Source organism: Actinomadura terrae (assembly GCF_022751215.1).
In the GTDB taxonomy this organism is placed as follows: Bacteria; Actinomycetota; Actinomycetes; order Streptosporangiales; family Streptosporangiaceae; genus Spirillospora; species Spirillospora terrae.
In genome coordinates this window covers 593,856-617,268 of the sequence record NZ_JAICDG010000005.1, presented here as the reverse complement: position 1 = coordinate 617,268, position 23,413 = coordinate 593,856, and the positions used below count along the sequence as shown (strand labels likewise).

The window sequence follows — 23,413 nt, the reverse complement described above, 5'->3', positions numbered from 1 at the left end:
ACATAACTGCCACGCAGCGTGAGTTAATGGGGAGGGATGCCCAACCCAGGGAGCGTGCGTGACGGGAAGGCACAGTGGCCGGCATCGTCGTCCGCCGGAGGAGCGCGCGACGTACCGCGAGGTGTTCGCGGTGAGGGAGTTCCGCGCGCTGTGGCTGGCGCAGGTGCTCTCGTTCGTGGGCGACCAGCTCGCGCAGGTCGCGCTGGCCGTACTGGTGTACGAGCATACGAACTCGGCGCTGCTGACGGCGTTGACCTACGCGCTGACGTACGTGCCGCCGATCGTGGGCGGGCCGGTGCTGTCGGGGCTCGCGGACCTGTTCCCGCGCCGGACGGTCATGGTCGTGTGCGACGTGCTGCGGGCGGGGCTCGTCACGGTGATGGCGCTGATGGCGATGCCGTTCTGGGGCCTGTGCGCGCTGGTGTTCCTGATGGTGCTGCTGGGGGCGCCGTTCACGGCGGCGCGCGCGGCCGTCCTGCCGGACGTGCTGGAGGGCGACCGGTACGTCGCGGGCTCGGCGATCAACAACATCACCCACCAGGCCACGCAGATGCTGGGCTTCCTGGCGGGCGGCGCGATCGTCGCGGCGGTCGGCACCTACGGGACGCTCGCGATGGACGCGGTGACGTTCCTGGTCTCGGCGGTGATCCTGGTGGGCGGGCTGGCGCCGCGTCCGGCGTCCAAGCGCAGGGAGAGCGAGTCGCTCGGGCTGTGGCGCGGGACGCGGGACGGCGCGCGCCTGGTGTTCGGCGACCCGACGCTGCGCGCGCTGGTGTCGTTCGCGTGGCTGTGCGCGTTCTACGTGGTGCCGGAGGGGCTGGCCGCGCCGTACGCGGCGACGTTCGGCGGCGGCGCGGTGACGGTCGGGCTGCTGATGTCGGCGATGCCGACGGGCATGGTGGCGGGGGCGTTCCTGTTCAGCCGGTTCGTCCGGCCCGCGAACCGGCTGCGGGCGATGGGGTGGATGTCGATGCTGGCGTGCCTGCCGCTGATCGGCTCGGGGGTGCGGCCGCCGCTGTGGGGGGTGGTGGCGCTGTGGGCGCTGGCGGGCGCGGGCAGCGCGTACCAGATCGCGGCGAACGCGGCGTATGTGGTGGCGGTTCCGGCGGAGGGACGCGGGCAGGCGTTCGGGCTCGCCCAGTCGGGCCTGCTCGCGGGCCAGGGGTTCGGAATCCTGGCGGGCGGCGCCGCCGCGCAGGCCCTCGGGCCGGAGACCGTGGTCTCGTTCGCGGGCGTCCTCGGCCTGTCGGCCGCCACGACGCTGACCTTCACGTGGAACCAGATCCGCGGCGGTGTCATCTCGGCCATGCGCAAGGAGCCGCCGCCGGACGCCGCCCCCGCGGACGTCCCGGGCCGCGCGGCCCCTCCGCTCCCCGCGGGGCCGGGGCAGGCCGTTCCGCGTTCCGCCCCACTGCCCTGATCAGGTGCGGGAGCGGTTCTTGTGGACGGCGTCCTTGGTCCTGTTGACGGCGTCCTGCACGGTCGGCGACTCGCCGGCCTTCTTGAACAGGTCCTCTCCGATCGAGGTGGACGCGCCCTCCTCGGGGATCAGGATCCAGCCGATGGCGTAGAGCGCGATGCCCGCGCCGCCGAACACGGTGAAGACGGCCATGCCCAGCCGGACGATGTTGGCGTCCACGCCGAGGAACCGCGCGGCGCCGGAGCAGACTCCGGCGATCATGCGTCCGTCGCGGGTGCGGCGCAACTGTTTGCTCGCGGTCGTGGTGCTCTTCTCGAAGTCCATGCCCCGATCATGCCCATTCGGGACGTCGCGTGACATCGGGATTCGCCCTGATCCGTCCCTGACCCGCCCCCTGGCCCGGCGGAGGAGGCCGGAGGCCCGTAGCCTGGCGGCGACATCCGCCGTAAGGAGGAGCCCGCATGGACGTGCTGCGCGTCGACGATCTGCTCACCGGCGAGGAGCGGATGGTCCGCGACACGGTCCGGGCTTTCGCGGCGGAGCGGGTCGTGCCGCATGTGGCGGGCTGGTTCGAGGACGGGACGTTCCCCGCCCGCGAGCTGGCGCCGGAGCTGGGCGCGCTCGGGCTGCTCGGGATGCACCTGAGCGGTTACGGCTGCGCCGGGACGGGCGCGGTCGCCTACGGGGTCGCGTGCCGGGAGCTGGAGGCGGCCGACTCGGGGCTGCGGAGCTTCGTGTCCGTCCAGGGGTCGCTGGCGATGACGGCGATCCACAAGTACGGGACGGAGGAGCAGAAGCGGGAGTGGCTGCCGCGGATGGCGGCGGGCGAGGCACTCGGCTGCTTCGGGCTGACCGAGCCCGACCGCGGCTCCGACCCCGGCGACATGCGCACCCGGGCCCGCCGCGACGGCGCCGACTGGGTGCTGGACGGCACCAAAATGTGGATCACGAACGGGTCGGTCGCCGACGTCGCCGTGGTCTGGGCGCGGACGGACGAGGGCATCCGCGGCTTCCTCGTCCCCCGGGGCACGGCGGGGTTCACGGCGCGCGACGTCCACCGGAAGCTGTCGCTGCGGGCGTCGGTCACGTCCGAGCTGGTGCTGGACGGCGTGCGCCTGCCCGACGCGGCGCTGCTGCCCGGCGTGCGGGGGCTGAAGGGGCCGCTGGGCTGCCTGTCGGAGGCGCGCTACGGGATTCTGTGGGGCGCGGTCGGCGCGGGACGGTCCTGCTACGAGGCGGCCGTCGGATACGCCAGGACGCGCGAGCAGTTCGGCAAGCCGATCGGGGCGTTCCAGCTCACGCAGGAGAAGCTCGCCTGGATGGAGGTCGCGCTCGGCCAGGCGGGCCTCGTCGCGCTGCGCGTCGGGCGGCTGAAGGACGCGGGGGAGGCGACCCCGCAGCAGGTGTCGTTCGGCAAGCTCGCCAACGTCCGCGCGGCGCTGGACGTGGCGCGCGAGGCCCGGACGGTGCTCGGCGCCAACGGGATCACGCTGGAGTATCCGGTGATCCGGCACATGAACAACCTGGAGAGCGTCCTCACCTACGAGGGCACCCAGGAGGTCCACCTGCTGACGCTCGGCAAGGCCATCACGGGCCTCGACGCGTTCCGCTGAGGCGCGTTCCGCTGACCGGTCAGGAGAACGAGCTGGGCGGAGGCGCCTGCCACGGTCCCTGGCGGTTGCTCGGAATCCCGTTCGGCGGAGCCGGTGCGGGCGCCGGTGCAGGAGCAGGCGCCGATCCAGGCGGGCCCGGATGCGGAACCGGCCCCCGTCCGGGCCCTGGACGCGGCGGCACCGACGGCACCGGGGCGGGTCCCGGCTGGCCGGGCAGCGGCCCGCCGCGCTGGATGCCGTTGCCGCCCTGCGGGTGCCCGCCCTGCGGGTGCCCCGGATGCGGGACGACGCGCGGGAAGTGGTCGGAGCGCAGGTAGTCGTCGACGTTGGAAGGGATGTTGCGCAGCTCGCGGTTGCGCCACTCGTGCAGGATGGCCTGCGCGATCTCCTCCTCCGCGCGGACGGTCTGCTCGACCATCCGGGGGATCACGGCGTCGCGCGCCTCGCGGAGCAGCCGGGCCTGGGTGATGATGTCCTCGGCGTCCAGGATCTGCGCGTTCTGCTCGCGCCGGGCGCGCTCCTCGGCGACGCGCAGCTGCCGGTGCTCCTCGACCTCCAGGATCTCCTCGTAGAGGTTCTTCTTCGGCATCATCGTGAGCAGCAGCTTCACGAAGATCGGCAGGCACTCGATCGAGGTGAACAGCAGGAGCAGGAGGATGTGCGCCCACATCAGCGTGCTCTGCTGCTCGGTGAGCTCGTTCAGCGCCTTGAGCCGCAGCAGCAGCCCGTCGGAGGTGGCGTTGCTGTCGGCGAAGCCCTCGTTGAGGCGGTCGCGCTCCTTCTGCGCGGCGGCGAGCTCCTTGCGGGCCTGCGGGAGGCGCTCCTTCGCGATGGCGAGGTTCTGCGCGCGGGACGTGGAGCCCTCGCGCTGGAGCTGGGTCTGCCGTGCGGCGATCTGGTTCTGGACGTCCTTGAGCGCGCCCTCGGCCTCGCCCATCTCCTTCCGGGCCAGGCTCGCGAGCGGGCCGTCGCCGGCCTTGCAGTTGCCGCCCTGGCCGCTGATCTCGCAGCCGAACTTCTTGCGGGCGGCGGCGACGCGCTGCTGCGCCGCGGCCTCCTGCTTGCGCAGCCCGACGAGCGTGGGGTCGGCGGTCTGGTCGGTGCCGGTGTCGCCGTTGCTGCTGATGATCTTCTCAAGTCGCTTGGCCTCCGCGTCGAGCTTGGCGACCCGCTGCCCGAGCTGACCGGCCTGCGCGTTCTGCGCGTTGGAGTTGGCGGCCTCGGCCTTCATCTGCTCCAGCTGCACGTCGATCTCGGGCTTGAAGATCTGGAGGACGAGCGGGGTGGAGATGACGATGCCGATCAGCAGCGCGAACAGCAGCCGGGGCGCGGCGAGGTAGAACGCGTGCCGCTTCTGGTCCTGGCGCTGGATGGTGGTGACGAGCCAGCGGTCCAGCATCATGATCGCCAGGCCCCAGAGCAGGGCGAACACCAGCGCGACCACGAGCGGCGCCTTGATCGCCATCGACAGCGCGAACGCCATCGAGACCGCCGCCATCCCGGCGGTGATGAGCACGGCGGCGCCGATGCCCTGGTATTTCCCGCGTTCGGTCGGGCATTGCGCGAGGATTTCCGGCCGGGCGCCGGACAGCCAGATCAGCGGACTAAATCCGACATTTCGCCTGGGAACACTCGTCATGGACGCTGCTTTCGGCGGAGTGTGAAAAGTCGGTCGAGGAGGGGGGACCACCAGGTGGCGGCGGCGTCGAGGGGGGACGGTGCCTGCGGTACCGGAGCGTACGGCGGCAGCTCCGGGAGGGGTGCCCGCGGCACGGGCCCCGGTATGGACGACCCGGGCCGTCCCAGCCTGTGCGACCCGAGCATGGGCGAGCGCATCACGGGCGAGCGCGTGAACGGGACGGCCGGCATGTGCCAGTGCGCCCGGGGGGCGCCGGGCGGCACGGGCAGGCGCGGCAGGCTCGGGCGGCGCCGCAGCAGGGGGCCCGTCGCGAACCGGCCGAACCGGGCGCGGGCCCCGATGAGCACCGGCCTGTACCGGACGAGGGCGTCCTCGTCGAAGATGACTCCGGGCGGGGTGATGCTGGTGACCCGCGGCAGCGGCGGTGGGCGCGGGGGATCCCCATGGCTCGGAGGGTCCTCGTAAGCGCGGACCATGTCGTGTGCCATTCCTGTTCATTCGGGCGAACGGGGGGTGGTGAGGAATCATGACCGGCTGCGGGGGCCGATTTGGCAGGATAGCGCGCTAACAGGGACGACTCCGAGTCACGGTGTGCGCACTCCCCGAACCTGACCGGATCCGGTCACCGCCCCCGAAAATACCCGAGCCGCGTCCAACAGTTTGTGTCACCTGCCATTAGTACGAGGCAGGCAACCCCGTACAATCCGGCGAACTGGCAGGCGTCACCCGGTCACTCACCCATCCCCCGATCCCCCCGAACGGTCGAATGCTCAACGTGGCTGAAACATGCGTGGGTACCCGCGCGCTCGGACCGGGCACGCGGTCGGTCGTGTGGGTCCAGGGGTGCCCGTTCCACTGCCCGGGGTGCCTCGCGCCCGAGTGGATTCCCGACCGTCCGGCCCGGCGGGTCGCCCCGGCCGAGCTCGCCGCCGAGCTGCTCGCCGATCCCGCCGTCACCGGCCTGACGTTCTCCGGCGGCGAGCCGATGGCGCAGGCCGCCGGGCTCGCCGAGGTGGCGCGGGCCGCCCGCCGGGACCGTTCCGCCCTGACGCTGATCTGCTTCACCGGGTACCGGCTCGAACGGCTGCGCACCCGTCCGCCCAACGACGGCGTGGCCGCGCTGCTCACCGAGGTGGACGTCTTGATCGACGGCCTGTACGTCGCCGAGCGCAACGACGACCGCGGCCTGCGCGGCAGCGCCAACCAGCGCGTCCACCACCTGACCGGGCGGCTGCGCGACGCCGCCGGGGCGCTGGAGGGCGGGCCGCGCTCGGTCGAGGTCCGGGTCCGGACGGGCGAGACGCTCTACGTCGGCGTCCCGTCCCGCGCGCTGGCCGAGCTTTACCCGCCGGTAACTCTGGGTGACGAGGCGAACGCGACGGCCCCCTCGGGCGTCCAACCGCGGGGGACCGGTCTCTCCCGGGAAGGCAGAGGCTACGCGGACGGCACCGGAGCGGACCGCCGGGCACCAGGGAGGAGCACGGGGTGAGCGGAGCGAAGCGGATCACGGTGGACGAGGGGGCCTGGCGGGAGGCGCAGACCGCCGCCCGCAAGCTGCGCCAGGTCCGCGGTGACATGCCGAAGCTGGTCGAGGCCGTCCGCAAGCAGCAGCGCGAGGAGCTGGAGCGCACGTTCAAGCAGGTGGAGGGGCGGCAGCGGCGCGTCGAGCAGGTGCTGACCGGGCTCAGCGACGAGGCGAAGCGGGCGGAGCTGCGCACCGCGCAGCGGCTGCGCGAGCAGTCCGACCGGCTGCGCGGGCAGATCGGCGCGGCGGTGGAGTCGGCGGTGGAGCAGACCCGCGCGGAGCAGGACGAGCGGATCCGCTCGGCGATCGAGCGGGAGCGGGCCGAGCGGCGCGCGGAGATCCAGGAGCTGGGCCGCGAGCTGGATGGGATCCGCGCCGACCGGGACCGCGCGGCGGCCGCCGCCGAGCACGCGCTCGCCGACGCGCGGCTGATGCGCGACGCGATCCGCGCCGAGCTGCCGCACGAGCGGTTCGCGCCCGGACGGCTCGACCGGCTGGAGCGCCGCATCGCCACCGCCGAGGCCAACCTCGCGGCTGGGCTGGCGGCGGAGTCGCTGAGCCTGCTCCAGGAGACCTACCTCGACCTCGCGGAGCTGCGCGCCGACCTCGTCCTGCTCGACCAGGAATGGCAGGCGGCGCGGCTCGCGGCGCTGGACGCGCTGACCGTCGTCGCCGAGCGGGTGCGGTTCAGCGCGGACCTGCCCGCGCCGGACGAGCGCGGCGAGCCGATCGAGGGGGTGTCGTTCGACGTGGACCACTGGTCGGGCGGCGGCCTCTCCGAGCTGCGCGCCGAGCTCGACGAGCGACTGGGCGGGCTCGGCGCGGACGCGGAGCCGACCACCGAGGAGTTGCGCGAGATCGTCCGGCGGGACGCGCCCGACCTGGAGCGCCGCCTGGAGGAGACCGTCGCCCGCGCGACCGCGGCGGTGCTGGCCTCGCAGGCGCGCGTCAACGTCGCCGAGCAGGTCGTGGACGCGGTCGAGCACGCGACCGGGTTCTCCTGGGCGGAGAACGCCTACGCGGGCGACGACCAGCGCGCCGCGTTCTACAGCAAGCTCCGCCATCTCAACGACAACGAGATCGTCATCGAGGTCGCGCACGAGGAGGAGGACGGCGGGCCGGGGACGCTCGCGGTCCGCATCCTGTCCTACGACCGCGACACCGCGTCCGAGGAGGAGCTGACCGAGCGCGCGCGGGAGATCGCGACGAGCCTGCGCGACCGGGGGCTGCCGGTGGGCGAGCCGACGGCCGACGCCCCGCGCGCCGATCCGGCGCTCACCGACTTCGACACGCTGCGCGCCGAAAGGAGCGGACTCTCCGTGCGTTCTGAGGGCGACGGGTCCAGGCCGGGCGAGCGGCTTTGAGGGCGGGGGGCGTGGAGCGGTCTTCGAGCCCGGCGGCGGGGCGCCTGCTGAGCCTGCGCCGCGCGGCGGTCGAGGGCGACCCGGTGATGATCGTGCACGGGTCCGGCGCCGACGACGCGTTCGTCGACAGCGCGTACCGCACGTTCGGGATCGAGACCGCGCTGTGGGAGGCGCTGCACGCCGCCGGTTACGAGGCGATCGTCTTCTACTCGCTGCACCGCAAGGTCTATTTCCGGGACGTGGAGTCGCGGCGGCTCGTCCGTCCGGAGACGGCGGCGGCGCGGCAGGCGGCGAGCGGGCCCCGGCGCATGCGGCCCGGTTTCAGCGGCCCGCTGGGCGACCGGGTGGTGACGCGGGCGCCCGAGCCCGCCCCGGAGGAGCCCGCCGCCGCGAACTCCGGCATGTCCGACGCGCACGCGGTGATGACGCTCGACCACCTCATGCGGCAGGACGCGATGCGCGCGGCGGTCGTCGTGCTGCACGCCGAAGAGGTGCTGAGCCACACCGTCGCCGGACGCGCGCTCGCGACCGTGTTCGCCGAGTGGGTCGCCTACCGGGGCAGCGCCCGCAACAAGTGCGTGCTGGTGTCGCGGAAGGCGTCGCTCGCCGACGTCCGCGACTTCGTCCGGGACGTGCGCGGCTTCCCGACGCTGGAGGAGTGGGCGCGGCGGCTCGCCGAGCGCGGCGGCGGTCCGGGCCGGGTCGGCGAGCCCGACGAGGCCGAGCTGGCGCGGCTCGTGCACGTCCAGCGGCTGACTGGGCGGCCGCGGCTGAGGATCGGCGACTGGACGGGGCTGGCGCAGGCCGTCCGCGCGATGGCGGCGACGGCCGAGCCCGCGCGGACGTGGGAGCAGCGGCTGCGCGGCCTCGCCGCCGAGGACGTCCCGCTGGACGGCGCGGTGCTGCGCGAGCGGGGCTGGGTGACCACCGCCGCGTCCGGCCACGAGGACGTGTGGCAGCGGCTCGACCGGCTGGCCGGGCTGGACGCGGTCAAGGACCACCTCCAGGGCATGCGGCTGCTCATCGAGGCCGAGAACCGGATGCGCGCGGAGGGCCGCGGCACCGCCGAGCCCGCCGCGCACCACCTGGTGTTCACCGGCAACCCGGGCACGGGCAAGACGACGGTGGCGCGGCTCGTCGGCGAGATGTACCGGGAGCTGGGCGTGCTGCGGCGCGGGCACCTGGTGGAGGCGACGGCGTCCACGCTGATCGGGCAGTACGTGGGGGAGACCGCGCAGAAGACGCAGGCGGTGATCGACAGCGCGCTCGACGGCGTGCTGTTCATCGACGAGGCGTACATGCTCGCCGACCAGGCCGACGGGTTCGGGAGCGACGCGATCGGCGTGCTGCTGACCCGGATGGAGAACGACCGGGGCCGGCTCGTCGTGATCGCGGCGGGCTACCCCGACCGGATGAAGGACTTCCTGGACGCCAACCCCGGGCTGCGCCGCCGCTTCCCCGAGGCGAACGTCATCGCGTTCCCCGACTACGACGCCGACACGCTCGCGGGCATCGCACTCGCGCGGCTCGGCGAGCAGGGCCTCACCTGGTCCCGGGAGACCGAGGACGACCTGCGCCGCGTCGTCGCGGGCATGCACCGCACGCGCGGCCCCGGGTTCGGCAACGCGGGCGCGATGCGCGACCTCGCCGACGACGTGAAGCGCCGGTGGGTGCTGCGGACGCGCGCGGACGTCGACCGTCCGCTGGAGCCCGGCGACCTGCCCGAGCGGCTGCGGGTGCACCTGCGCACGGCGGTGCCGGAGCTGCCCGTCCTGCTCGGCGAGCTGGACCAGATGATCGGCCTCGACCCGGTGAAGAAGGCGATCCGCGACCTGGTCGCGCAGGTCAGGCTGAAGCAGCGGCGCGGCAGGGGCGAGGTCGTCGCGCCGCACCTGCTGTTCCTCGGCCCGCCCGGCACCGGCAAGACGACCGTCGCCCGCATCATCGGCCGGATCTTCCGCGACCTCGGGCTGCTCACCAGCGGGCACGTCGTCGACACCGGCCGCGCCGACCTCGTCGGCGAGTACATCGGGCACACCGCGCCGCGCACCCGCGAGAAGGTCCGCGAGGCGATGGACGGGGTGCTGTTCATCGACGAGGCGTACGCGCTGGCCAGGGGCGACGACGGCCGCGACTTCGGACGGGAGGCGCTCGACACGATCACCCAGGAGATGGAGAACCTGCGCGGCCGGCTCACCGTGATCGCCGCCGGGTACCCGGACGAGATGCGGACGTTCCTCGCCGCCAACACGGGCCTGCGGTCACGGTTCACGGTGCGGGTGGAGTTCCCCGACTACACGCCCGAGGAACTGGTGCGGATTCTGGTGAAGATGGCCGGGGCCGAGGGCTACGGCGTCCCGGAGGCGACGCGCGTCCGCGCGCTCGCGTGGCTGGCCGCCGAGCGCCGGGCGAATCCGAACGACTTCGGCAACGCGCGCACCGTCCGGGAGCAGCTGCTGCGCGCGATGGAGGTGCGGCTCGCCGCCCGCACGGCCGACGCGCCCGACGCCGACGTCGACACCTTCCTGCCCGAGGACGTGCCCGAGCCGCCGTCCGCCGGGCCGCTCTCCGCGGAGGTGGCCGATGTCGACCGGTGAGCAGCCCGCCGGCGCGGGCGCGGGCACCGGCGCCATGGTGCGCGCACGCCCGGGATGCCCGGTGTGCGGATGCCCGATCAAGGTCGAGGAGGCGCGCTGCTCGGAGTGCCGGTGGCCGCTGCACGGCGAGTGGCGGTTCGGCGTCCCCGACCCGCAGTTCGCGCGCGAGTTCGAGGAGCGGCTCGCGACCGCGCGGCGCGAGCGCGACCTGCTGGCCGTCGTCCGCGCGGGTCTCACCGACGACCTGTTCGTGCGGGGCGGCAGGCCGACCCCGCAGGAGTGGGTGCGGGCCAGGCAGGCGGTGGACGTGCCGCCGATGCCCGACGCCGCGCTGCACTCCGTGCTCGCGAACGCGCTGCACCGGATGGGGCAGGGCCGCGGCCTGGTCGTCGCCGAGATCGGTGCCGAGCACGGGCTGACCGTGACCCGCGTCGTGCTGGACGAGCTGATGATCCCGCGCGGGTACGACACCCCCGAGGTCACGCCGTGGGAGACGCTGCTGCCGTTCCTGTCCCGCGACCCGGGCGAGCGGCGCTTCCAGCTCGCGGGCGGGCTCGCCGACCTCGACCGCGACACGCTGTGGCGGGCGCTGCGCGACGGCCTGCCGCAGCGGCTCGACGAACCCGGCGACGACATCGTGCTCGCCTACCGGGAGATCGGCTGGCCGGTCCCCGACCGGGCCGTGCGGTTCCTGCGCAAGCGGCACCCGAACGCCGAGGTCGTGCCCGCCGGGGAGTCGAGCGCCCGCGACCTGCTCGGCCCGCTGATCGCCACGCTGCCCACCCGGCACGACGTGGGGCTGCTCGCGGCCGGGGTCGAGCCGGGCACGCGCCGCGTCGGCCCCCGGCTGATCCCGCTGTTCCCCGCCGGGACGCCCGCCGGGGCGACCCGCGCGTTCCGGCTGGAGAGCCCGCCCGGCGCCGCCGAGACGACCGTCCTCGCCGCCGTCGCCGCGAGCGCCGAGCACTGGACGCTGCTGGCGGCGGGCGCGGCGCCGCTGCCCGCCGACGTCAAGGTCGTGCTGGACGGGCCCGGCCGGGTGCGGATCACCGAGCCCGCCGAGCTGGCGCCGGTGGCCGAGTCGCTGCCCGAGCTGCTGGACGGCCTGCCCGACCGGCTGGAGATCCTCACCGAGCGCGTCGACCTGGTCTGCGCGGTCGAGCTCGGCGGCGTGGACGAGCTGGTCCAGCGCAGGCTGGGCCTGCTGCGCGAGCTGGTGTCCGCCGTGGACGCGACCTACCCCGGCACCGGCCTCGTCCGCGTGGCGGTGCTCGGCTACCAGGACCACGCCTACGGGCGCGGCAAGGAGAAGCGCAGGCCCGTCCTCGGCGGCTGGCTCGACACGCCCGCGACCGCCGTCGCGGCGCTGGCCCGGCTGCGTCCGAGCCCGGTCGAGTACCCCGAGGCGGCCCCGGTCGAGGACGCCCTGCACGAGGTCGCCGAGCGCCTCGTCGGGTACGGCGCGGCCGGGCGTCCGGCGGCGCGGACGATCCTGCTGACGGTCGGCGGGCGGCCCCCGCACCCGCCCATCCAGGGCGAGTTCGACGACGTCCTGCCCTGCCAGTTCGAGCGGAGCTGGCCGTCGGCGCACGCCGCCCTCACCCGCGCGGGCGTCGCCTGCGCGGCCGTCCTGCACGGGGACGGCGCCCGCGACCATCCCGTCTGGGACGCCCTCGGCGCCGCGGGCGTCCACGATCTCGACGACATCGACGCGCGGCGGCTCGGGGTGGGGCTCGGCCTGCTCCCGTCCGCGCCGCAGACACTCAACCTTCCCCTGGCCGATCTGGAACGAGGTGCCCGGTGACCACCCCTTCGCAGTTCTCCCCGCCGCCGCAGAACGCGGCGCAAGGACAACCGGTGCCTCCGCACCCGGACATCGTCCAGCCCCAGCGGGAGCTGCGGCGAATCGGGCTGTGGGGCGCGCCGGAGAGCGGCAAGACGACGTTCCTCGCCGCGCTCCAGGTCGCGGTGCTGCGCACGTCCGGCGACTGGATGCTGTTCGGCGTGAACGAGGAGTCCAACGACTTCCTCGACACCCAGACCGGCATGCTCACCCAGCACCGCCGGTTCCCCGCCGCGACGAAGTTCTCCAACGCGCTGAGCTGGACGCTGCGCGGCACGACCCAGCAGCCGACCGGCAGGCGGTTCGGGAAGAAGTTCCAGGACGTGCCGATCGAGGTCAACATCGACCTGCTCGACTCGCCCGGCGCCGTCCACGCGAGCAAGTCCGTCCCGGGCGAGTCGATGGCGCCGTCCGGCGGCGACGACAACCTCGGCTTCGACGACGAGCAGGAGGAGGAGCAGGGCGAGGCCGACGAGGACCGCATCATCGAGCACCTCGCGGGCTGCGACGGGATCGTCTACCTGTTCGACCCGACCCGCGAGCGGCGGCAGGGCGACTCCTACAGCTACTTCCAGCGGACGCTGCTGAAGCTGTCGCGGCAGGTGTTCCGCGACCGCGGCTCCAAGGACGCGAAGCTGCCGCAGCACCTCGCGGTCTGCGTGACCAAGTTCGACGCGCCGGAGGTGTTCCGGCGGGCGCGGGTCGGCGGGTACCTCACCTACGACGACAGCCCGCAGATGCTCCCGCGCGTCCGCGAGGACTCGGCCGGGCACTTCTTCTCCGAGCTGTGCAAGGACTCCAAGGTCGGCAACGCCGACCTCGTCCTCAGCAGCATCCAGAAGTACTTCCACCACGAGCGGGTGCGCTACTACGCGACGTCCGCCGTCGGCTTCTACATGGGCGAGTCCGACCGGTTCACCGAGAACGACTACTGGAACATCAGCAAGAGCGCCGACGGCAGCGTCGAGATCCGCGGGAAGGTGTGGCCGATCAACGTGGTGGAGCCGGTGCTGTGGCTCGGCAACAGGCTCGACGGGAAGACGCCGCAATGGTCCAGGTGACCGCCGGCTGGGCGCTGTCGGGGAAGCGGCCCGGCAGCAGCGACGACTACGGGGTGCTGAACTGTAGCCGCGAGCCGTTCAGCAAGGTGAGCTTCGGGCGCATCCTGCGCCAGTACGGGCTCGGGACGCCGCCCGCGCACCGCACCGGCGAGGGCGCGCTGCCCTGGGTGACGGTGAGCTGGGTGGGGGAGGCGCCCGACCGCTACCTCGGCATGTCGATCGAGGACTGGACCGAGCACCGGGACGGGTCGGGCCGCCCGGTCGCGTTCACCAAGTACATCTGCGTCCCCTACCGGGAGGTGCAGGGGACGCCGGTCTCCTACGCCGCGCTCTACCGCGAGTTGAACCGCCTCGAACTGCCGATGGACGGCCCGCCGGGCGACCTCGTCACGCTCTCCCCGGTCGAGTACTCCGCCGCCGACCTCGTCCGCGACATCGAGCGCTTCGACCGGAACAAGGTCATGCGGACGGCCGCGCTGCTGCTGGACGGCCGGGTCGACATCGTCGGCGCGGGCGACGCGTCCTTCCAGGACCGGCTCGCGTTCATGGACGCGGTGGCGGCGCTGCTCCCGTACGGCTACCGGGCCGACTTCACGGCCGCGACCTGGGCGACCGGGCCCGCGAACAAGATCCGGCTCGCGTTCCTGCGCCGCGCCCGCGACAACGCGAACGAGGTGGGCTGGCGCGGGCAGGACGAGGGCGCCCCCCCGTCCGCGACGGCGCGGCGCTACCTGAAGTGGCTGGACCGGCTGCTCAGCGACCGGGACCTGGTGTGGCTCGTCGGGTATCTCGCGGACGGCGGCAGCCCGGCCGACTTCAGCGAGCCGAACCGCGCCCTCGAACACCTCGCGGACGTCGAGTGGCCGCAGACGGTGCTGCGCTACGCCGACCAGAACACCGACGGGAAGCAGGACGAGGCGCGGCGGCTGCTGCTGAGCCCCCGGCGCGACGAGATCTCGCCCGGCGCCCAGGGCCGCGTGCTCGCCTACCTCATCCGCGTCGCGGAGCCGAACGACCTGAAGCTGATCGGGGAGCGCTGGGACCAGGTCGCCGCGACCGGCGGCTCGGAGGTGATCGACGCGCTGGTCGACGCGGCGGGCACGCTGCTGTGGCGTGAGGTGCCCGACAAGCGCGTCTCCGAATACCTTGAGCTCGCCGAGTCCCGGCGGCTCGCCGACCCGTTCCTCGCGGGGGTCGTGCGGGCCATCCGGGCCCCCGGGTTCACTGGCCGGCCGGCCCGGTACCGCGCCGCGCTGAAGGAGACCGCGGAGCTGATCCGCGACCATGTCGACCCGGCCGCCCCGGCCTGGGCGAACTCCGAGCTGCTGGCGGAGCTCGGCCACGAGAGCCGGCTGGCCGCCCGGCTGCTCGTGGCCGAGCCCGGCGGGCTGGACCGGGTCAGGGCGTGGGTCCGCTGGCTCGGCGCGGGCAAGCGGGGCGCCCTGGCCGGGTTCGACGACCTGCTCGCCGGGCACGAGGTCCCGCTCAAGGTCTTCCGCAACCTGATGAAGGACGCCCCCGAATGGGCGGCGGCCCTCGTCCAGGTCGCCGCGCGGCTCGGCCGCCTGGAACCGGTCATGCCCGCGCTGATCGGCTGGATGAAGGAGCAGTCGGAGCTCAGCCCGGCGGCGCGCGAGATCGTCAGGGCGACGCTGGGCCAGATGGAGACCGAGGACCTCGGGGGATGGGGCGCGGCGGACGCCGTGCTGCTCACGGTCGGGTCGTCGCCCGCGCACCTCAAGAAGGCGGTGCTCCACGACGACTCCGGCATGTACCACAACGGCTTCGTCTGGGCCTGGCAGCGGGTCCGCGACCATCGCGGCATGGCGACGACGTTCGTCCGGGAACTGGTCTCCGCGCTGCGCGCCCAGCGCCCCTGGGCCGGCGACCCCGAGCGCGCGGACATAGTGATCAACCTGGTCAGGGCCGTCATCGTCGAGGACGAGACGCTGGACTGGACCAAGCTCAGGTCGGTCCTGGACCCCGATCCGGCCGATGCCGCCCTGGCGGGCCGGCCCGCGTTCGTCGAGCTGCGCAGGCTGCTCCTGGAGAACCAGCGCAAGTTCGAGCACGTGCCCGCCGCCGCGTCCGCCCCCGCGTCCGGCGCCGCTTCCGACGGCTACAGCGCGGGAGGCTACGCGGCGGACGGCACGCCCACGCAGGGCCCGCCGCCATCGCTGGGCGCGCCCACCCCGGCGGACCTTGGACCTCTCGCCCCCAACGCCGACCTGGACGAGCTCGCCGACTACTACGTCCGCTGCATGCGCGACCTCGCGAGCAGCGTGGAGAACGCCGCGCAGGGGATCAGGGCCGTGCGCGACGCGGGAGGCAAGCTCGACGGCATCGTGGCGAACGGGGTGGTGCAGCGGGTCTGGACGAGGTACGTCAACCGCTACAACCACCAGCAGGCCGACGAGCGCGCGCTCATGCTGGTCGAGGCGATCGCCCAGGGCGCGCTCGGGCCCTACGTCGCCGGCGAGTTCACCACCGCCGTCGCCGACCATGTCACCCAGGAGGTCGCCCACCAGCTGCGGATGCTGGAGACGGCCGCCAACCACGCCGCGGCCTGGGAGATGTCCAACGAGTGCCGTACCCGGTTGGAGGCCAACAAGACCACCGTCGATCGGATCGCCAAGCACGGCCGCAACGGGCGCCGCATCCCCTGGATCGGCAAGTCGGGTGACGGATGACCGGCCCGGTGGCGGTGGCGCTGGACGTCGGGACGGCGACGACGCGGATCGCCCTGTCCCAGCCGAGCGGCGTGCCCGTCGTCGAGTCGCGCCCGACGCCGCGCGGCGACCTCGCGGTGTTCCTGTCCAAGCTGCTGGAGTCGGGCCGCAAGCGGGCCCCGGGCACGATCTCCAGGACGACGGTCACGGTCCCCGAGTCGTGGCTGGACGGGACGCCGCACGGCATCCGCGCCTACGAGCGGCTGCGCTGGACTCTGCTGGAGGAGCTGGGCTGGCCCGATGTCGGCTGGGTCAGCCAGGCCGCCTGCGTCGCCGCCGACGCGCTGGCCCGGGCGGGCCGTCCCGCCGAGGGGTCGGTGCTGGTCTGCGACCTGGGCGCGCGGACGACCGGCGCCGCGCTCTGCTCCGCCGCCGACGGCACGGTACGGGTCACGTCGGTCGCGGTCGCCGAGGGCGGCGGGCGGGCATTCGATACCGCCGTCGCCGCGTCGGCGGCCGACCTGCCCTCGACCCCCGGCCCCGCTCCCTCGTCGGCGACCACCGTCGGCCCCACGGCCGGGTTCGCGGAGATGTTCGAGGGGGCGCGGGCGCGGCACGGGCGCCGCGCCGCCGTCGTGCTGCCGCGCGCGTGGAGCCACCCCCGCTACCGGGACGCACCCGTCTACCGCGTCGGTGACATCGACGTCACCGCAGGGAAGCTCATCTCGGCCTTCGCCGCCACCGCGACGGCGCTGAAGAGCGTCGTGTCCCGCGTCCTGGCCGACTCGGCGCCGCCCGCCACCATCGCGGTCGCGGGCAAGTTCGGCGTGTTCCCCCTGGTCAGTCGGGTCATCATGGACGAGTTCGCGCCGCCGGAGCCGCCCCTGGTGCTCGGCCCGGCCGCCGCCGTCCGGGGCGCGCTGCGGATCGCGGCCGGGGGGATGGAGGTGGCGGGGCCGGAGCACCCGTCCGTCGTCCTGCCGCTGCACCGGCTCCGGCACGGGCTGCTGGAGGTCCGGGAGGTGCCGCTCGACCCGGCGGCGGAGTTCGCCGTCCAGGACGGCTACGCGGTGCTGGTCGAGGTCCCCGCCGAGGGCCCGAAGCTGTTCGCCGTGAAGGTGGACGGCGCGGACGTCCCGGTCAGGCTGCCCGGCCTCGCGCCCGGGCGGTACCGCGTCGGCCTGCGCCCGTCCCACGCCTGCCCCGGCGTGCTCGTCCTCGCCCCGGCGGCCGGTGGCGAGCCCCGCCACTACCCGATCGACCCGGACGGGACCGGGCAGAAATGACGCACAGGGAGTCGCCCCGGATGACCATCGACGACGTGAAGGCCGATATCGCCGCCGCGCTCGCGGAGGAGGGCCCGGTCGCCGCGCTGACCGTGCTGCGCCTCGCGGCGGACTGGTCCGGCCGGGCGCTCGCCGCCGGCTTCGACGACGACGTGGCCGCCTTCCAGGCCGTCGTGGCGCTGGACGACGCGCTCGAACCCCTCGGCGCCGTGCAGGAGGCCGTCCCCGCGCTGGTGGAGGCGGCGTCGCCGGGCGCGCCCGTCCACAACCACCTGCGGGAACGGCAGGACGAGCTCGCCGTCGCGCGGCGCCGCCTCGCCGCCGACCGCGCCGCGCTCGACGAGTTGGGCGAGGCCCGCGAGGAGCTGGCCGACCTCAACGCCGAGCACGACCGGCTCCGCGAGCGGCTCGCCGAGCTGCGCCGGCTGCGCGACCTCGCCGAGGAGGTCGAGGCGCTGCGCGAGCAGGCCGCCGCGTTCGACGCCGAGGCCGCGCGTCCGGCGGGGGAGGCCGAGCGGGCGCTCGGCGAGTCCGCCGGGACCCTACTCCGCGTGACCCGCGAGCAGCTCGCGCTGCTCGACCCGAAGGTCGCCGCCGCCGTGCGGGACGCCGCCGCCGCGAAGGCCGAGCTGACCGAGCTGCGCGAGCGGCTGGGCAGCGCCGAGGAGGCCGCCGAGAGCGCCCGCGCCGAGCTGGCGGCCGCGGTCGAGGGCTACGAGCGGCTCGGCAGCCGCCGCGACGAGGTCCTCCTCCCCCTCCGCGCCTACCGTGAGGCCGACCGCGAACTGCTGACCGCGCTCAACGACGGCGTCCCGCCGCTCACCAAGGAGACCGGCCTCGAACGCGCCGAACGCGAGCTGGCCACCATCGAGAAACGGCTCGGCGCGATCGACGACATCCTCGCCCGCGTGCTGACCGAGCACGTCCAGGCGCACGACCGGGCGCGCGCCGCCCTCGGCTGGACGGGTTAGCGGCGGGTTAGCGCCACGTCCGACCAGCGCTTAAAGTCGACGGGAAGGGATATTGAATGGACGTCCCGTAGGAGCTTGGGCAGACTCGTTCGCCCAGGTCGATCGACTTACCAGAGGGAGCGGCATGAGGATCGGGATCGTCGGGGCCACCGGGCAGGTCGGGAGCGTGATGCGGCGCATCCTGGCCGAACGCGGGTTCCCGCTGGACGAGCTGCGCCTGTTCGCCTCCGCCCGCTCCGCCGGCCGCAGGCTCCCGTTCGAGGGCGCCGAGATCACCGTCGAGGACGCCGCGACCGCCGACTACACCGGCCTCGACATCGTCCTGTTCTCCGCCGGGAAGGCCTCCTCGAAGGAGCTCGCGCCCCGCGTCGCCGCCGCGGGCGCCGTCGTGATCGACAACTCCTCGGCCTGGCGGATGGACCCCGACGTCCCGCTCGTGGTGTCGGAGGTCAACCCGCACGCGGTCGCGGACCGCCCCAAGGGGATCATCGCCAACCCCAACTGCACGACGATGGCCGCCATGCCCGTGCTCCGGCCGCTGCACGCCGAGGCCGGGCTGACCGCGCTGGTCGTCGCCACCTACCAGGCCGTGTCCGGCAGCGGGCTCGCGGGCGTCGCCGAGCTGCACGAGCAGGCGTCCAAGGTCGTCGAGGGCGCCGACCGGCTCACCCACGACGGCGCCGCCGTCCAGTTCCCCGACTCCAGCGTCTACGTCGCGCCGATCGCGTTCAACGTCCTGCCGATGGCCGGTTCGATCGTCGACGACGGCCTCGCCGAGACCGACGAGGAGCAGAAGCTCCGCAACGAGAGCCGCAAGATCCTGGAGATCCCGGGCCTGCGCGTGTCGGGCACCTGCGTCCGCGTCCCGGTCTTCACCGGCCACTCCCTCCAGATCAACGCCCGCTTCGAGCGCCCGATCGGCCCCGAGCGGGCGAGCGAACTGCTGACGGGCGCCCCCGGGGTCGCGCTGTCGGACGTCCCGACCCCGCTCCAGGCCGCCGGCCAGGACCCCACCTACGTCGGACGCATCCGCCGCGACGAGACCGCCGACAACGGCCTCGCCCTCTTCTGCTCCAGCGACAACCTCCGCAAGGGCGCCGCGCTCAACGCCGTCCAGATCGCCGAGCTGGTCGCCGCGTCCTGACCCGGGACGGCGAAGCACCGCCCGCGATCCCCCTCGGTTCGCGGGCGGTGCCGAAGCGGTGGCGGGCTAGCTGATCAGGATGACGAAGTTCGCCGCCTCCCGGAACGTCCGGACGGTGATGTCGGGGTTGTGGAGGCGGAGCGGCGCGGTGTGCTCGGGGTCGTCGGTGATGTTCCGCGCGAACCTCGACAGCGCCTCCCAGTCGTCGAACAGCCCGTACATCGTGTTGTTCAGCGGGTGGATGCGCCACGGCTCGGGATCGCCGAGCGCCTGGGTCGAGACCATCGAGACCGCGCCGTAGTGGGCGGCCTGGGTGATGACCGTGGAGATCACCAGCCCGGCGGTGGCGGCGACGTGGTCGTTGCTCACGTTGGACAGCGCGTTCAGCGCCCCCTCGATACGGTCGGGGCTGAGCCACCGCTGGGTGGCCTCCGCGAAGAACGGGCTGCCGCCCGTGCGGACGTACGCCCTGCGCAGCGCCGCCTCGTCCCCGGCGAACGGCAGCGTCGTGACCTCGCGGCCGAGCCGGCGGCCGAGGTGCCAGTCGTTGAACTGGAAGAGCCGGTCGTCGACCTCCCAGCCGCGCAGCCGCGTGTCGTGCGCGGTCAGGAACAGGGTCAGCAGGTTCGAACGCCCCCGCCGCGGCGGCAGTTCGACGGTCAGGCGCAGCAGCGACTCGGGGTCTTCGGTCGTCTGCGTGACCTGCCCGCGGAACGAGTGCGACGACGCCGTCCGCAGCACGTTGATCATCTTTTCGTAGGCGCGCCCTTCCCGCGGGCCGTCCGGCCCGGCGATGGTCCAGGTCACGTCGCTGACGCCCGTCAGGGTCGGCGCCATCCTGAACAGCTGGTCGTCGTCGTCACCGCCCGTGCACTCCCGTCCGGCCAGGTCGTCGCCGTTCAGCGCGAGGCAGCGGCCCGTGCCCCGGTTCAGCAGCGAGAAGTAGCCGGAGTGGAGCGTGGAGAAGTTCAGCCGCCACTGGTCCTCGTAGCTCGACTGGCCGCACGGATCCCAGAAGACCTGGGTGTGCAGGTTCGGCGGGCGGCTGATCGGCGTGTTCACCTCTCTGAGGCACTGGTGGTACTCGTTGACGATCCGCGTCCAGCCGCCGCTCATCGGACGCATCTTGTACCGCTGGGTCGCCGTCGCGCTGCGCGGCTTGACGACGGCGCGGTAGCGGTTGAGCCGGGTCACATACCGCTGGTCGACGGCGTCCCCGTCCTTCCTGTTGGTCAGCCCCTTCGTCCGTCCCGCCTTGTCCAAGGCGAGGGGGCCGAACGTGACCGGGACGTGGTCGGACGACAGGTCGCCGATCCGTTCACCGCCCCACGTGCCCGGAAGGTCGGCGTTGGTCACCATGTAGTCGAGTTCGCGCTCGACCCCGCTGGAGATGACATGGGTGGGCTGGCCGGAGTTGTAGATCCGGCCGGCCCCGGGCAGCGTGGGAAGGCCGGGGACGAATCCCGGGTCGCCCGGGCGGCTGCCCGCCCGGTTCCACCGGTCGGGCTCGCGGTTGAAGTCGCCGAGCGCGACCCAGCGGCTCGCCCCGACCCGGTTGTCCATCTCCGTCAGCAGCCTGCGGTCGTCGTTCCCTCCGCCCGACAGGCCGTGCATGGTGAAGAAGACCGTCGTCCCGAGTCGGATCCCGAACGCCGGGCGGCTGTTCTCGAACCCCGGCGGGATGATGATGATCTGGTCCGCGTTGTACGGGGTGACGATGGCGAGGTTCACCCGGTGGCCGCCCGGGTCGGTCTCCATGAAGTAGACGTTGCGCGTGCCGCCCATGTGCAGCGGGTCCCTGGGGGCGGACTCGACCTGCCACCGGTAGCGGTCGACCCGCATCCCGTGATCGCTGGCGGCCCGCTCGGGGGTGCCCATGTTCGGCCGGGAACCCGCCTCCTGGAGCGCGATCACGTCATGCGTCTTGGCCTCCTTCTTGACGGTGTTGGTCCACTTCGCGCCCTGCCCCCCGTCGCCGGCGCCCTGCATGTTGTACGTCATCGGAATGTGCTGGTCGAGGGGACGCGCCAGCGCCTGCCCCGGCCTCACGACCCCGGCCACGACCGAAAGGACCGAGGCCAGGACGACGAGCGCCGACCCCGAGGCCAGCACCCGCACCCACCTGCCGCGCCGCGCGGGCCCCCGCCCGCCGGCGCCTTTTCTCAAGATCATTAAATGATCCCCCGTTCGGAAAATGCGACGACCGGGAATGGTGATTCCCCGCCGTCGCGATCGACGTGGTTGTCGACGACAGGATGACCGCCGATGTTCCTCGTCGAGGTTTCGCACTGATCCGAAACGTCCGAACGGAGGGCGCTTCTAATTCGATTTCAAGATCGCGACCTGGCTTTATTCAAGGCGATGCCGGGCAAGTGAATTTTCAACAGGCGCGGAAGAGGCCGCGCGCAACTCCCCGCGACGGCGCGGCGCCGCTAGGAGGCGGCGCGGCGGCCCCTGACCTCGATCGAGTCGAGGAGGGCGGCGGTGGCCCGGGCGACCTCCTCCACGGCGCGGTCGAACGCCTCGGCGTTGTGGGCGGCGGGCGCGCGGAAGCCGGAGACCTTCCGGACGTACTGGAGCGCGGCGGCCCGGACGTCCTGGTCGGTGACTTCCTCGGCGAACGGCGGGCGGAGCGTCTTGATGCTGCGGCACATGCCCCCATTGTTACCTCCGGCACCGACAAAACCGCAGGCCGGGGCGCCCCCGGCGCCGCGCCGGGACCGGCGGACGTCAGAGCAGGGCCCGCACTCCGTCGACCAGCATCGTCAAAACGGACTCGAACAGCGCGTCGGGGGATTGCTGTGCCGCCGCGTCCGCCAGCCGCCGCAGGTTCGGGAGCGCCGTGGCCTGGACGCCGGGCGGCACGCCGGTCCAGGCGGCCGGGTCCAGGCCGGGCGGCGGACGGTCGTGCCAGGCGTCCCAGATCTCGGCGAACCCGGCCACCTGGAGCATGGTGATCGACCAGGCCCGGTAGGCGTCCCGCGGCGAGAGCCCGAGATCGAGGAGGAAGGCCACCACCGCGTCGTCGGTCCGCATCAGGTCGGACGAGACGAACGGGGTGAGGTCCTCGGCGCGCGCGAGAGCGAGCATGCTGGGGTGAGCGCGGTACCAGGTGCGCAGCTCGCGGCAGTAGGCCCGCAGGCTCTCAGGCCACCGGTCGGCGTCCAGTTCCGGCTGCGGACGGTCGCGCTGGCACACGGCCACCATCTCCGCGAGCAGGTCGCGGCGGTCGGCGACGTAGTTGTAGAGCGCGCGCGGCGACACCCCAGCCGGGCGCCGACGGCGCGCATCGTCACCTCGGCTGGGCCCGCCTCACCCAGGATCTCCAGGGCCGCCCGGGCGATCCGCTCCCTGGTCAATGTGGGCCGGCCCTTGCGGAACTCCGGCCGTCTGCGGGTCCTGGCGTCGTCGGGGGTGGCCGATACGGGGTGGGCTACGGGTTGGTGCTCAGCGTGGTCTTCACCGTCGCGCTGTTCGCCGCGTCCGCCCTCAGCAGGGACTTCCTGCTCAACGACTACCCGCCCGCGATCCAGGAGCGGTACGGGAAACCCAAGAGCGCGCGCGGCCGCCGGGTCGCGGCCCTGTTCGGCCTGGTCGTGTGGGGTCTGGCCGGGCTGCCGCTGCTGACGATGGCGATGGTCGGGCTGGACGGCGCGCTGGACGGCCTGACCTTCCTGCCCGCCGCCCTCTGCGCCGCCCTGGTCTTCGCCACGCTGACGGTCTGGGACCTGGTCGTCCTCGACTGGATCATCTTCGCCGGGCTGCGTCCCCACCTGCTGGTCCTGCCCGGCACCGAGGGCATGGCCGAGTACCGGGACCTGCGCTTCCACCTCGACGCCGCGATCAAGGGCAGCCCCCTGATCGTCGTCGTCGGCCTCGTGACCGGCGCCCTCGCCGCCCTGATCGCCTGACGGGTCAGGAGCCGGGATACGGGCTGATCATCGCGCCGAAGTAGGCCTCGACGTCCCCGTCGAGATGCTCGGGCAGTTCGTCCATGAAGTCGCGCAGCAGCGAGGTCGCGTTGTGCCGGTCGAGGTCCTCCTGCGAGCGCCAGACCTCGTACAGGAAGAAGCGACCGTCCTCCTGCTCGTGGATGTGGTACTGAAGGCTGCCCTCGTGCCCCCGGGACGGCCCGACGAGGTCCAGCAGAAGCTTCCTGAGGACGTCGGCGTGCCCGGGCTTGGGCGTGAGGAATCCGTAGAGCGAAACGGGTGCTGCTGATGTCGATGTCATGCGCCCAACGGTAAAACGTGCAATCAGTGTCAGATTCAAGGTGAGGTG

At 73.4% G+C, this 23,413-nt stretch carries 19 protein-coding genes; 12 read left to right on the top strand and 7 right to left on the bottom strand.

Annotated elements, in window-relative coordinates:
- The first annotated feature begins 58 nt into the window (after positions 1–58).
- Complete coding sequence (locus tag K2F47_RS31810) at positions 59–1,420, top strand: MFS transporter (protein ID WP_242909636.1); 1,362 nt, start codon at positions 59–61, stop codon at positions 1,418–1,420.
- Here K2F47_RS31810 and K2F47_RS31805 read toward each other — a convergent pair whose 3' ends face one another.
- Complete coding sequence (locus tag K2F47_RS31805) at positions 1,421–1,744, bottom strand: PspC domain-containing protein (RefSeq protein ID WP_242909634.1); 324 nt, start codon at positions 1,742–1,744, stop codon at positions 1,421–1,423.
- A 137-nt stretch (positions 1,745–1,881) separates the two neighbouring features.
- Between K2F47_RS31805 and K2F47_RS31800 the strand changes: the two genes are divergently transcribed.
- Positions 1,882–3,033, top strand: a complete 1,152-nt coding sequence (locus tag K2F47_RS31800) for an acyl-CoA dehydrogenase family protein (protein ID WP_242909632.1) — start codon at positions 1,882–1,884, stop codon at positions 3,031–3,033.
- 19 nt (positions 3,034–3,052) lie between these two features.
- Here the strand turns inward: K2F47_RS31800 and K2F47_RS31795 are convergent, their stop codons facing one another.
- Entirely contained in the window at positions 3,053–4,672 is a 1,620-nt protein-coding gene (locus K2F47_RS31795) for a DUF4407 domain-containing protein (protein ID WP_242909631.1), read from the bottom strand.
- Positions 4,669–5,160 (bottom strand): hypothetical protein, encoded by a 492-nt coding sequence (locus tag K2F47_RS31790; protein WP_242909629.1) that lies wholly within the window; start codon positions 5,158–5,160, stop codon positions 4,669–4,671. The genes K2F47_RS31795 and K2F47_RS31790 overlap by 4 nt, the downstream gene beginning before the upstream one ends.
- Before the next feature lie 287 nt (positions 5,161–5,447).
- Between K2F47_RS31790 and K2F47_RS31785 the strand changes: the two genes are divergently transcribed.
- The 9 genes from K2F47_RS31785 (at position 5,448) to K2F47_RS31740 (ending at position 19,132) form a co-directional block, all read left to right on the top strand.
- Positions 5,448–6,161: a 4Fe-4S single cluster domain-containing protein gene (locus K2F47_RS31785; protein WP_242909628.1), complete on the top strand. Its 714-nt coding sequence runs from the start codon at positions 5,448–5,450 to the stop codon at positions 6,159–6,161.
- On the top strand, positions 6,158–7,561 hold the full coding sequence (locus tag K2F47_RS31780; RefSeq protein WP_242909627.1) for a coiled-coil domain-containing protein: 1,404 nt from the start codon (positions 6,158–6,160) through the stop codon (positions 7,559–7,561). Before K2F47_RS31785 ends, K2F47_RS31780 begins: the two co-directional genes overlap by 4 nt.
- Positions 7,562–7,572: 11 nt before the next feature.
- Positions 7,573–10,158 (top strand): AAA family ATPase, encoded by a 2,586-nt coding sequence (locus K2F47_RS41575; protein ID WP_308198497.1) that lies wholly within the window; start codon positions 7,573–7,575, stop codon positions 10,156–10,158.
- The gene (locus K2F47_RS31765) at positions 10,145–11,962 is read left to right on the top strand and encodes a hypothetical protein (RefSeq protein ID WP_242909626.1); all 1,818 of its coding nucleotides are present in this window, start codon (positions 10,145–10,147) and stop codon (positions 11,960–11,962) included. Before K2F47_RS41575 ends, K2F47_RS31765 begins: the two co-directional genes overlap by 14 nt.
- A 53-nt stretch (positions 11,963–12,015) precedes the next feature.
- On the top strand, positions 12,016–13,062 hold the full coding sequence (locus K2F47_RS31760) for a hypothetical protein (RefSeq protein WP_242909624.1): 1,047 nt from the start codon (positions 12,016–12,018) through the stop codon (positions 13,060–13,062).
- Complete coding sequence (locus K2F47_RS31755; protein ID WP_242909623.1) at positions 13,059–15,752, top strand: hypothetical protein; 2,694 nt, start codon at positions 13,059–13,061, stop codon at positions 15,750–15,752. The genes K2F47_RS31760 and K2F47_RS31755 overlap by 4 nt, the downstream gene beginning before the upstream one ends.
- Entirely contained in the window at positions 15,749–17,017 is a 1,269-nt protein-coding gene (locus tag K2F47_RS31750) for an acetate and sugar kinases/Hsc70/actin family protein (protein ID WP_242909622.1), read from the top strand. Before K2F47_RS31755 ends, K2F47_RS31750 begins: the two co-directional genes overlap by 4 nt.
- A gap of 20 nt (positions 17,018–17,037) precedes the next feature.
- Positions 17,038–17,988, top strand: a complete 951-nt coding sequence (locus K2F47_RS31745; RefSeq protein ID WP_242909621.1) for a hypothetical protein — start codon at positions 17,038–17,040, stop codon at positions 17,986–17,988.
- Positions 17,989–18,112: 124 nt separating this feature from the next.
- Positions 18,113–19,132, top strand: a complete 1,020-nt coding sequence (locus tag K2F47_RS31740) for an aspartate-semialdehyde dehydrogenase (RefSeq protein ID WP_242909620.1) — start codon at positions 18,113–18,115, stop codon at positions 19,130–19,132.
- A gap of 66 nt (positions 19,133–19,198) precedes the next feature.
- Here the strand turns inward: K2F47_RS31740 and K2F47_RS31735 are convergent, their stop codons facing one another.
- The 3 genes from K2F47_RS31735 to K2F47_RS31725 all read right to left on the bottom strand — a co-directional run bounded on the left by K2F47_RS31735 (position 19,199) and on the right by K2F47_RS31725 (position 22,396).
- Positions 19,199–21,304, bottom strand: coding sequence for an endonuclease/exonuclease/phosphatase family protein (locus K2F47_RS31735; protein ID WP_242909619.1), 2,106 nt, complete (start codon positions 21,302–21,304; stop codon positions 19,199–19,201).
- A gap of 260 nt (positions 21,305–21,564) precedes the next feature.
- Positions 21,565–21,786 (bottom strand): DUF2277 domain-containing protein, encoded by a 222-nt coding sequence (locus K2F47_RS31730; RefSeq protein WP_242909618.1) that lies wholly within the window; start codon positions 21,784–21,786, stop codon positions 21,565–21,567.
- 76 nt (positions 21,787–21,862) lie between these two features.
- Entirely contained in the window at positions 21,863–22,396 is a 534-nt protein-coding gene (locus K2F47_RS31725; RefSeq protein ID WP_242909617.1) for a TetR/AcrR family transcriptional regulator C-terminal domain-containing protein, read from the bottom strand.
- Between the two features lie 164 nt (positions 22,397–22,560).
- On the opposite strand from K2F47_RS31725, the gene K2F47_RS31720 reads away from it, so the two are divergent.
- A complete protein-coding gene (locus K2F47_RS31720; protein WP_242909616.1) occupies positions 22,561–23,043 on the top strand; it encodes a hypothetical protein in 483 nt (160 codons plus the stop codon).
- 4 nt (positions 23,044–23,047) lie between these two features.
- Here the strand turns inward: K2F47_RS31720 and K2F47_RS31715 are convergent, their stop codons facing one another.
- Positions 23,048–23,365, bottom strand: a complete 318-nt coding sequence (locus K2F47_RS31715) for a putative quinol monooxygenase (protein WP_242909615.1) — start codon at positions 23,363–23,365, stop codon at positions 23,048–23,050.
- Between the last annotated feature and the right edge of the window lie 48 nt (positions 23,366–23,413).